The sequence below is a fragment of the Candidatus Blochmanniella chromaiodes str. 640 genome (assembly GCF_000331065.1).
Taxonomy (GTDB): Bacteria; Pseudomonadota; Gammaproteobacteria; order Enterobacterales; family Enterobacteriaceae; genus Blochmanniella; species Blochmanniella pennsylvanica.
The window spans coordinates 597,440-609,489 of the sequence record NC_020075.1; the positions used below are offsets into that span (position 1 = coordinate 597,440).

Below are 12,050 nucleotides of genomic sequence, written 5' to 3' on the forward strand. Positions count from 1 at the left end.
CTTATATTGTATACCAATAATACTACACTGATTTACAGACGATCATAAATTAATATCATGATTAATATCATAATTGCCCCTATGTTCATCGATACTATATACCAATTAAGCTTACCATTTTCACTACATATCAAACCATTCTTAAGCCAAAATAATAACGATACGATAACATTCACGATTACATCAACTGGATCAGAATAAGATAATTTTTTTGTTATAAATAAATATGGCTTTATAAATATCAATTTGTAAAGCCAATCAAATCCCCATCCATAATAACATAACAATACTATGTATCGTTCTATTACTTCTGTTACACGAGGTCTAATAATTTCTCCTGTAATCCTGCGCGACGAGTCCATCCAAAAAATTGATGCCAACCAAATACCGAACGTTACTAAAAGTCCCGATATTATTTCAAGATATATTTGACCCCAATTATACACCTCACTAACGTTAGTAATTATAGTATCTGTTAACAAAGGTAATTGGATCCATCCACCAATAAACGTCGATAACAATAACAATAAGATTAAAGGTAAATTTTGAGCGATTTTATTACATACACGTGGCTCTATTTTTTTCTCACCATGAAACACAACAAAAATCATTCGGAACGTATAAATAGGTGTTAAAAACATTCCTATTACTCCAGATAACAAGAAAAAATAATCATGATTATCTAATGTTTTTAACATGATCATTTCTTTTGAATAAACTCCAGCGGTAATTATAGGTACTCCAGATAAAGATGCCCCACCTATTAAAAAACAAATATAAATTAAAGGTATAAATTTATATAACCCTCCCATCTTAAAAATATTTTGTTCATATCTACAAGCGTAGATTAATGAACCCGCAGATAAAAACAACAACGCTTTAAAAAAAGCATGTGTTACTAAATGAAACATAGCTGCATCCCAATGTCTGCCTCCGAGTGCTAAAAACATATATCCTATTTGACTTATAGTAGAATATGCTAAAATTTTTTTAATATTGCTTTGAAATAACGCTGAACAACTAAATAAAATCACAGTTAATGAACCAATAATACCGGTCAAGTATAAAATACTTGGAGTCATTAAAAAAAAATTATTCATACGAATTATTAAATACACACCAGAAGTGACCATAGTAGCTGCGTGAATCAATGCCGACACTGGGGTTGGACCAGCCATAGCACTGGTTAACCAATTTTGTAAGGGTAACTGAGCTGATTTACCTATTGCTCCAATAAGTAACATAAAAGATATCCATGTGATATCATTAAAAATATGACACGATGAACATTTTAGTTCCAACGTTAGTAATTTACTAAAACTCAAGGTATGATATTGATCATAAATCATGAATAACGCACATACCAAACATATGTCTCCAACACGAGTAATAATAAATGCTTTTAAAGCTGCTATTCCATTCTTAGCATCAGAATAGTAAAATCCAATTAATAAATAACTACACAGTCCTACGCCTTCCCATCCAAAATACATCAATAACAAATTATCTGAAAGCACTAAAAGCACCATATTTGCCATAAATAAATTAGTGTAAGCAAAAAAACGAGAATATCCTTCGCATCCACTCATATACCAAGTGGCATATAAATGAATGATAAACCCAACACCAACAATTACTGATAACATGATTAAGGATAACCCATCTAATCTAAGTGCTACAGTAATACATAAGGCATTAATAGTAAACCAGGTCCAAAGTTCCTGCACAAACACAAAATTAACATCATTACTAGAATTACAATAAAAATTAAATATAATGTATATAGTAACCAACGCTGACGCACTTATCGTGCCTACTCCTATTATAGAAGAAGTATTTTCTGGCCATTTTCCTTGAGAAATAGCTAACGTAATGAATCCTAATAACGGGAAAAGTATAGTTAAAAAAAGTAAATTCATCCACGCATCTCACTAATATTATCAATATGCAATGTATGATAACGACGATATAATTGAAGTAATAATGCTAAAGAAACTGCAGATTCAGAAGCAGATAAAGTAATTACTAAAATATACATAATCTGACCATCTGATTGCCCCAAAAAAGATCCTACTATCACAAATGCTGAAGCAGCAGCGTTAATCATAATTTCTAGACCTAATAATATAAACAATAAATCACGTCTTACTATTATAGCTATTAAACCTAATATAAATAAAATTATAGATAAACTAAAAGCATGCGATAAAGGAATCATATTTTATATTTTTGTAATTGAGTAGAATCAATACAATCATCAGATAATGTATTATTTTGAGACAAATGAAACACAGAAATCAACGCACCTAATAATAAAAATGATGCCAGCTCTACCGTTAATATATATGGCCCAAATAATGCAACACCAACTTGTTTTGAGTCTATTATTGAGTTGTTTACATTTATAAAATCATCTTTTAACACAAAGGATATGTACAATAAAATTGCAAACAAAATACCTACCAACAACACAGAACCACAACATAATATGGGGTTTAAAAATCTACTTTTCTTTTGTATACCAAATATAATATTTTTCGTATTAAGCATCATTATCGCAAATACGAATAAAATCATGATAGCTCCTGCATAAACAATAATTTCCAAAGCAGCAGCAAAAGATGCTCCTAAAGAAAAAAAATTGCATGATATAGATAAAAATGAAACTATTAAGTATAATAAAGCACGCATTGGATTATAATGCAGTATTACACATATCGTAGACAATATTGCTATAATTCCAGAAATATAAAATAGCGACGTCATACCACACTCCTCTCATTAACCATCACTTCAAAATTAGGGCAATATGTTTTTAACATTTATAGGCTTTGATTCTTTTATCGCGTCCCCCTTTTTTTTATCTAATATTTCCTTACCAGAAAATTGATAAAAATCATACTCTAAATATTTTCCAGGACCCGATATTAATAAATCAGACTTTTCATACACTAAATCATGTCTTTTAAAATCACTCATTTCAAAATCTGGAGTTAATTGAATAGCTGCTGTTGGGCATGCCTCTTCACACATACCACAAAAAATACATCTAGAAAAATTGATTCTAAAAAATTTTGGATACCACCGGCCATCTGTAGATTCTCCTTTTTTCAAAGAAATACACCCTACTGGACAAGCTACAGCACATAAATTACAAGCTACACAACGTTCTCGACCTGAAGAGTCTCGAGTCAATACGATACGACCACGATATCTAGGTGATGGAATATACGGAACTTCAGGATACATCCGAGTTTCACGTTTACTAAATGCTTGCATTCCTATCATCCAAATACTACGTAATATAGAACCAATATCTATGAAAACCTTTTTTAACTTCATCATAATATATTTAACCTATATTAATAATTATAATAAAATAACAACAGCAGTACTTAATAAATTAAACAACGTCATTGGTAAACAAATTTTCCAACCTATCAACATAACTTGATCATAACGTGGACGTGGTAACGCCGCACGTATCAATATAAACACTATCAAGAATAAAAAAGTTTTAGTAATAAACCAAATCATAGGAGGAAACCAAGGCCCTTGCCACCCTCCAAAAAATAGTGTTACAATGAATGAAGCAATGACAATCATATTGATATATCCAGAAATAAAAAATAAACTAAATTTAATACCGGAATATTCAATATGATAACCATCTGCCAACTCTTGTTCTGATTCTGGTTGATCAAATGGATGTCTATGACACAAAGCCATGCCCGCTAAAAAAAAAGTAATAAATCCTACAAACTGAGGAATTACATTCCACAGATATAACTGATCTTCAACTATAATTTTTAAATTAAACGATCCAGATTTAGCAACTACACCCATTATAGATAAACCTAAAAACACCTCATAACTAAGAGTTTGAGCTGCAGCACGCACAGCTCCAATTAAAGCATATTTATTGTTACTTGCCCAACCCGCAAGCAACACTGAATAAACCATCAATCCTGACATCATAAGAAAGAATAATATACCAATATTGCAATCCCATATTATCCATGTAGGCGTAAAAGGAATAATCAATATACTCATTAATGATGAAATAAAAGCTATCACTGGGGCTAAAACAAATACAATACGATCAGAAAATGGAGGGATCCAATCCTCCTTGAACATAACTTTAATTAAATCAGCGCATAATTGTAATGAACCATGCCAACCTACTCTATTAGGACCATAACGATTTTGAAACAACGCCAATAACCTGCGTTCTAAAAAACTCATGTATGCACCACAAGCGACTACCACTAACAAAATAATTACCGCATGAAAAATTTCGGAAACACAATGTTTCGTAACAATTTCTGACGAACCAAACATCACAATAATACTCCTTGAACATCTTGTGCATACATACCAGATAAAAATAAAGGAATATCTGGAAAACCTAAAGGTAATCCAATATGGCCTGTAGGTAAATTACTACTAAATTTGATCGGTAAGCATAAAATTTGCTCAGCACATGTAAATTTAAGCAACATATTTTTTTGTATTTTTAGTTGTAACGCATCTAATTGATTGATCATCGCATAAGGATTTGGCATACAATCTTGAATACACTTGGATCGCTGAGAGGTTTCTTCACTGCCAAATAAATGCCAATAAGGTACTATCAGCCACCGATCAATATTTTTCATAATTTTAAAAGATTGAGGAATCATATTAAACCAATTCAATGTCGCACCATTGTCAGAATGTAATACACGTATTCCCGGATTACCAGAATGCAAATTCCCACCTACTTTATCTTGAAATTTATTCCATGCTTGCGGAGAATTCCATCCCGGAGCCCATGCAAACGCCACTTGTTTATGAAAAGATTGAACATTATGATTACCTTCCATAGAAAAAGAAAACATCGTATCATCATCTTGCGATATATAGGGTTCGTGTACATCAACATTAGCATATATCGCTGTGCGTCCACTATAACGATGCGGTGCTCGAGCTAATTTTTGTCCATATATACGAAAAGATGCGTCCGGAGATGTCTGTTTAATTCCAATTAATTTTGGAAAATAATAAATAATAGCATCTATAATCTGATCAATATGCAAATTTTTTTTTCTAATATAATTTATATAGCAATCATGTATCAAATATAACCATCTCCAACTTTCTAAAATAACTGTATTTTTTTCATAATTTTGTGGCTTATATAAGCGAAAAAACCTTTGTGCACGCCCTTCGTAATTAATCACAGTACCATCGCTTTCAACAAAACTAGAAACTGGTAAAACTAAATTTGCCTGCTTTTGAATCAGAGTATATTGATGATCTAATACAATTAAATAATTAACCTTGTTTAAAGCAACATCAACTTGATTTGCCTGTGCATGACGATATAAATCATTTTCTAAGACAATTAAACCAACGGATGAAGTATTAGTACTACAAATATCTATAAGAGCAGCATCGAGACTTTTTTTACCTAACATTACCAAACCTATACTATTTACTTCTCCTACGATAAAAGTAATTCCAACCTCACTCCCCCGATTTTTTAAAGCACGAGCAATATTTGCTGCTGAAGCAATTAACTCTTTACTACCTGCACTACTTCCTGAAATAATTAATGGCTTGTGCGCTTCCATTAATTTTTGTACAACTATATCTAATTTCTCATTCAGTTTAGAATCAAAATCTTTAACCTCGGGAGCAGTATGATCTAACGCGTGAGCAATAGCAAAACCAAACCGTGCTTGATTTTGTACTGAATCATAATATGTTAATATAGCAACATCGTCTAATTTAGTCTTGTCAACCCCAGTTATCAATATATTATTTTTAATACCTTGAGCGTTATTTATAATAGCCGCTGATTGCCAATCAAAAATTCCTTGAGCCTCTGCATCTTTACGAGCTTTCCCTTTAACTGCCTGACGTATCGACAGTGCTACTCGTGCTCCAGTTTGAGTTAAATCCTCTCCTAATATTAACACTGTATCATAACTTTCCACTTCATGTAACGACGGAACTTGAATACCACTATTACACAGTATTTCAATTATTAATAATAATCGCTCTTGTTCAAGATTATTAATCCCATTATAAAAATTATCTGGTCCTACCAATTTTAATAAAGAAAAATTGCTTTCCATACTGGCGCGAGAAGATCCAATACCAATTATCTTGTTACAATTATATTTCAATCCATTAGTAGCCTCTTGTATTGCTTGTCTTTCACTCAACACAACCCAATTATCACCTTGCTTATTTGATGGAACTTTAGGTCTATTATCAATATTAACGTAGTCACATCCAAATCGACCACGATCACACAAAAAATAACCATTAATATTGCCATTATAGCGATTTTCAACACGACACAACTTTCCGTAACGCTCACCTACAATAATATTACATCCAACGCTACATTGTTGACAGATACTCGGCGCAAAAATCATATCCCATTTACGGGTATAATTTTGTGTCTGTGTCTTATCAGTAAACACTCCAGTAGGGCATATCTCTATTAAATTTCCAGAAAACTCACTTCGTAACATACCATCCTGTACTCGTCCAAAATAAATGTTATCATGTACCCCGAATACCCCTAAATCATCACCTCCGGCGTAATCATTATAATAACGTATGCAACGATAACAAGTAATACACCTATTCATTTCATGTCCAATAAACGGTCCCAAATATTGATTATAATGTGTACGCTTATTAAACCTATAACGACGATATGTTTGTCCAACCATTGCTGTCATATCTTGAAGATGACAATTACCTCCTTCCTCGCATATTGGACAATCATGAGGATGATTAATCATTAACAACTCCAATATATTTTTTCTAAATTCTTCTACCTCATCATCAAAAATAATAATAGAACTACCGTCTGATACTGGTGTCATGCAAGACATCACCAAATGACTTTTTGTATCTTTTATTGTGTTACTAAAATATTGTTGTTTTACTGCACATAGCCTGCACGCTCCAACACTGCCCAAAGCAGGATGCCAACAAAAATAAGGAATATCGAATCCAAGAGACAAACATGTTTCCAGTATATTTTTTGAATCTTCCACTGTATGCTTTTTCCCTTCTATATAAATAGAAATCATCATTTTAATATACCAATTTTATATTTTTTGACGCCTGAAAAAGTTTAAAAAACATCAATGTACATTATTTATGTTAAACATATAAATGTTTATATTTATTTTTTTGATAAAAAGTTTTTTAATTAATTTGCACACAAATAATACGATTCGGTTCCTTTTTATAAAATTCATGAATACCCAATTCAAATTCATTTTTAAAATATTTTAAAGCACTTTTCAAAGGTTCTATAGCTCCTGGGGCGTGAGCGCAAAAAGTCCTTCCAGGTCCGAGTACACAACACAATTTCTCTAATAATTCTATGTCTCCAGGTCTGCCGTCTTTATTTTCCAAAGAAATCAACAATTTTACTATCCACGGTAACCCATCTCTACAAGGAGTACACCAACCACAAGATTCTCTTGAAAAAAACTCTTCTAAATTACGCACTAAAGACACCATATTTACAGTATTATCTATCGCTATTGCCATACCAGTTCCAAATCTACTACCAGAAATAGCAATTTTATCAAAATCCATAGGTGTATCTAAATGATCTGTAGTTAAAAAATCTGTACTTACACCCCCAGGTTGCCATGCTTTTAAACTAAAACCAGGACACATGCCTCGAGAATAATCTTCTAAAATTTCTCTAGCAGTCGTACCAAAAGGTAGCTCCCAAACCCCTGGGTTTTTGACTCGCCCAGAAAATCCCATTAATTTTGTACCTGAATCATTACTTTTTTTAGAAGAAATGTTCCGATACCAAGTGGTCCCATGCTCAATAATTCCTGGAATATTGCATAACGTCTCAACATTATTGACACATGTAGGTTTTCCCCACAATCCTACATGACTTGGAAAAGGTGGTTTAGCACGCGGCACTGCTCGACGCCCTTCTAAAGCGTTAATCAACGCTGTTTCTTCTCCACAAATATATCTTCCAGCTCCTGTATGCAAGAATAACTCAAAATTAAACTCGCTATTCAATATGTTTTTACCAATCAATCCAATTGATTTAATCTCGGCTATAGCGCGAGTTAAATATTTCGCAACAATTATGTATTCATATCTCAAAAAAATATACGCTCGTGACGCTCCTAAAGCATAACTTGAAATTAATATACCTTCTAATAATAAATGAGGCAATCGTTCCATTAAAAATCGATCTTTATAAGTTCCTGGCTCCATTTCATCTGCATTACACACTAAATAACGAGAGCAGACTGACTTACTTTCAGACATCATAGACCATTTTATTCCAGTAAAAAACCCCCCACCTCCACGACCTCTTAAACCTGAATTTCTAACTAATTCAATGATCTCTTCTGGAGACATTTGAGTAATTGCTTTATACGCAGCTCGATACCCATTTTTAGATTTATATTCATGCAACCATACTGGTTGTTTATCGTCACGCATTCTCCATGTAAGTGGATTATTTTCTGCACTAACATCATAAGTATTGCTCATAAATACTGTCCTAACAATTTTGTAATTGTTTCCGGAACTATATGAGGATAAATATCTTTGTCTACCATAACGACTGGAGCTTTATCGCAAATACCTAAACAACAAGTAGGCAATAAGGTAAAGCGATTATCTAAAGTTGTACTACCCACTGTAATATTCAACAGATATGTTAAAGTGTTTTTGATTTTTTCACACCCAACCAAGTAACATACCGCGCTATCACAATACCTAATGATATGACGACCTACCGGTTGACGAAAAATTTGATTATAAAATGTTGCGACACCTTCTAGATCAGCGGCAGAAATACATAATATTTTAGCAATCAATATAATTGCTTCATCTGGTACCCACCCATGATTTTTTTGAATAATTTTTAACGCTTCAATAGAAACGGCGCGCATATCTTCATAATGTGTACATTCTTCTTGAATAGCATTACATTCTTCTTGACTTAATTGAAAAAAACCATCACTAGTTAAACTAGTAGACATATCATTAATTTTAATATTACTCATATTGCTCCATTTATTAACGATCTACATCAGACATAACAAAATCAATACTACCTAAATACACAATTAAATCAGATATTAAACTACCACGAATAACATGTGGAATCTGCTGTAGATGAGGAAAACTAGGGGTACGAATACGAGTACGATAACTCATAGTATTCCCATCACTAATTAAATAATAACTATTAATACCTTTTGTGGCTTCAATCATTTGAAAGGACTCATTAGCTGGAATAACAGGACCCCATGATACTTGCAGAAAATGAGTAATAAGAGTCTCTATATGTTGTAGGGCGTATTCTTTCATAGGAGGAGTTGCTAAAGGGTGATCTGATTTAAATGGGCCTATTGGCATGTTCTGCAAGCATTGTTCCAAAATACGTACACTTTGATATATTTCTTCTACTTTTAACATTACTCGGCTGTAAGAATCGCTGATTCCATTTCCTATTGGTACATCGAAATCAAAATTTTCATATCCAGAATAAGGACGTGACTTACGTATATCAAATTCAATGCCGGTAGCACGCAATCCTGCTCCAGTTACTCCCCAATCTAATGCATCCTTGGCATTATATGCGCCAATACCACACGCTCGTTTTTTAAATATACTGTTTTCTAATGTTGACTTAACATAAAAAGAAACGCGATGTGGAATCCAGTCAAGACATTTTCTCAATAAATACTCCCAACCTCTAGGTAAATCGTGAGCAACCCCCCCAATACGAAACCATGCAGGATGCATACGAGATCCGGTAATTGATTCAATAACATCATAAATCTTCTGTCTGTCAGTGAACGCTAAAAAAACTGGAGACATAGCACCTACATCTTGTAAATAAGTACTAATATACAACAAATGGCTATTAATTCTAAATAATTCAGACAACATAATTCGGATCACTTTTACTCTATCCGGTACTGTAATTCCAGCAAGTTTTTCAACAGCTAAAATATAGGGCATTTCATTGACGCAGCCCCCTAAATATTCAATACGATCAGTATAAGGAATGTAACTATGCCAAGTTTGTCGTTCTCCCATTTTTTCAGCACCTCGATGATGATAACCAATATCTGGAACACAATCTATAATTTCTTCTCCATTTAATTGTAAAATAATACGAAATACTCCATGCACTGAAGGATGATTAGGTCCTAAATTAAGAAACATAAAATTTTCATGTTTACTATGTTTATGCATACCCCATTCTTCGGGTTTAAATAATAATCCTTCCATTGCTAAATCTTCCTTTTGTTTCGTAAGAATAAAAGGATTAAATTCTGTAGCACGAGCTGGATATTCTTTGCGTAACGGATATCCATTCCAGTTTTTTGGCATAATTATACGTGTTAAATTAGGATGCTTATTAAAATGAATTCCAAACATTTCCCACGTTTCCCGTTCATACCAATTCGCATTTACAAACACAGACACTACTGTGTCTATGTATAGAGATTGCTCTAGCAAAGGAACTTTTATTATTATATCATCATTACGTAATATGGAAATTAAATGATAAAACACTGTAAAATCTGATTCTGGCAATCCTTCGCGATGTATGCGCAACCTTTCATCTATGCCATGCAAATCATATAACATAATATACGGTTTTGATGTTGTTTTTAAAAATGTCAACACCGAGATTACCATCTCACGTTTAATCCAAATTATTAAAATTCCAGTATGAGTAGGTTGTAGCACAAAATCTACAGAACTGAATACGGAGAATAAATCATCTAATATCGGGTAAATATTTTTAACTAAAGAAATACCTGTAGAATCATTACACATAATATCTACCAACTAATGACAATTATCACAAAAACTCTTAAAAATCTTGATTATACCTCACCATTTTGTTTTGAATATATATTAAGTTCATCATCTGGAGAAGATAAAACAGTTTCTGCTATGCGAGTATTACGTTTACGTTGACGCTCTGACTCCATATTTTTTCTATATATCCCTTTATCTCCCAACACCCAAGAAAGTGGACGTCGTTCTTCATTAATAGACTTTTTTAATAATAACAACCCCTGAATATACGCTTCAGGTCTAGGTGGGCATCCAGGAATATAGACGTCCACAGGAAGAAATTTATCCACTCCTTGCACCACAGAATAAATATCATACATACCTCCGGAATTCGCGCAAGCCCCCATAGAAATCACCCACTTAGGCTCTAACATTTGATCATATAATCGTTGTATTACTGGCACCATTTTAAGAAACGGAGTACCCGCTATAACCATAAAATCCGCTTGACGAGGAGAGGCGCGTAACACTTCTGAACCAAACCGTGCAACATCATGTATTGCAGTAAACGCGGTAGTCATTTCAACATAACAACAGGATAATCCAAAATTATAAGGCCATAAAGAATTGCCTCGCCCCCAATTAACAATTTTATGTAAAAAAGCACTTAATTTTCCAAAAAAAACATTCCGTTGAATATTCTTTTCTAACGGATCTGTCGCAATCTTCTTTTCTTGAAGAGGATATTGCTCATCTTCACTATTATCTGTTCGAGCTGTCGTTAAAGTATATTTCATATCTGCTACCTTTTATTACTTTTTTTAAATATCTCGAAGTATCAATATCAAAAAAATCTACACAATGGACATATCGTGATGATTGTTCTATCCAATCAAACATACCAATTCGTATCAAATATATTAAACTTACTAATAAAATAAAAATAAAAATAAAGATCTCACTAAACCCTATCCAACCTACATCTCGTACAGATATAGCCCAAGCATACACATATATTCCTTCTACATCAAAAATTACAAAAAACATCGCAATTAAGTAAAATTTAACAGAGAATTGTATTCTAGCATTCCCTATAGATTTAATTCCCGACTCAAATGGCACATTTTTAGAATGTGAACTTGAACATCCTCCCAGAAAATATCCACAAGACAACATAAAAATACATAAAAACAAGATACCAACTATAAATGCTATTAAACCCCAATGAT

At 32.8% G+C, this 12,050-nt stretch carries 11 protein-coding genes; all 11 read right to left on the reverse strand.

The features are described from left to right. Positions 1–32: 32 nt before the first annotated feature. The 11 genes from nuoL to ndhC all read right to left on the reverse strand — a co-directional run bounded on the left by nuoL (position 33) and on the right by ndhC (position 11,997). Positions 33–1,919: an NADH-quinone oxidoreductase subunit L gene (gene nuoL, locus BCHRO640_RS02480; RefSeq protein ID WP_015344730.1), complete on the reverse strand. Its 1,887-nt coding sequence runs from the start codon at positions 1,917–1,919 to the stop codon at positions 33–35. Further along, positions 1,916–2,218 carry an NADH-quinone oxidoreductase subunit NuoK gene (gene nuoK, locus BCHRO640_RS02485; protein WP_011283025.1) on the reverse strand — a complete coding sequence of 101 codons (303 nt, stop codon included), beginning with the start codon at positions 2,216–2,218 and terminating at the stop codon, positions 1,916–1,918. The genes nuoL and nuoK overlap by 4 nt, the downstream gene beginning before the upstream one ends. Continuing rightward, a complete protein-coding gene (gene nuoJ / locus BCHRO640_RS02490; RefSeq protein ID WP_015344731.1) occupies positions 2,215–2,766 on the reverse strand; it encodes an NADH-quinone oxidoreductase subunit J in 552 nt (183 codons plus the stop codon). Before nuoJ ends, nuoK begins: the two co-directional genes overlap by 4 nt. Before the next feature lie 33 nt (positions 2,767–2,799). Continuing rightward, entirely contained in the window at positions 2,800–3,342 is a 543-nt protein-coding gene (gene nuoI, locus BCHRO640_RS02495; protein ID WP_015344732.1) for an NADH-quinone oxidoreductase subunit NuoI, read from the reverse strand. A gap of 27 nt (positions 3,343–3,369) precedes the next feature. Then, entirely contained in the window at positions 3,370–4,341 is a 972-nt protein-coding gene (gene nuoH, locus BCHRO640_RS02500; RefSeq protein WP_015344733.1) for an NADH-quinone oxidoreductase subunit NuoH, read from the reverse strand. Further along, complete coding sequence (gene nuoG, locus BCHRO640_RS02505) at positions 4,341–7,100, reverse strand: NADH-quinone oxidoreductase subunit NuoG (protein ID WP_015344734.1); 2,760 nt, start codon at positions 7,098–7,100, stop codon at positions 4,341–4,343. Before nuoG ends, nuoH begins: the two co-directional genes overlap by 1 nt. 115 nt (positions 7,101–7,215) lie before the next feature. Continuing rightward, positions 7,216–8,547: an NADH-quinone oxidoreductase subunit NuoF gene (nuoF, locus tag BCHRO640_RS02510; protein ID WP_015344735.1), complete on the reverse strand. Its 1,332-nt coding sequence runs from the start codon at positions 8,545–8,547 to the stop codon at positions 7,216–7,218. Then, complete coding sequence (nuoE, locus tag BCHRO640_RS02515) at positions 8,544–9,065, reverse strand: NADH-quinone oxidoreductase subunit NuoE (protein ID WP_015344736.1); 522 nt, start codon at positions 9,063–9,065, stop codon at positions 8,544–8,546. Before nuoE ends, nuoF begins: the two co-directional genes overlap by 4 nt. A gap of 13 nt (positions 9,066–9,078) precedes the next feature. Further along, positions 9,079–10,857, reverse strand: coding sequence for an NADH-quinone oxidoreductase subunit C/D (nuoC, locus tag BCHRO640_RS02520; protein ID WP_015344737.1), 1,779 nt, complete (start codon positions 10,855–10,857; stop codon positions 9,079–9,081). 50 nt (positions 10,858–10,907) lie between these two features. Next, positions 10,908–11,618, reverse strand: coding sequence for a NuoB/complex I 20 kDa subunit family protein (locus BCHRO640_RS02525; protein WP_015344738.1), 711 nt, complete (start codon positions 11,616–11,618; stop codon positions 10,908–10,910). After that, positions 11,584–11,997, reverse strand: a complete 414-nt coding sequence (gene ndhC / locus BCHRO640_RS02530) for an NADH-quinone oxidoreductase subunit A (protein WP_420021790.1) — start codon at positions 11,995–11,997, stop codon at positions 11,584–11,586. Before ndhC ends, BCHRO640_RS02525 begins: the two co-directional genes overlap by 35 nt. Positions 11,998–12,050 lie beyond the last annotated feature (53 nt).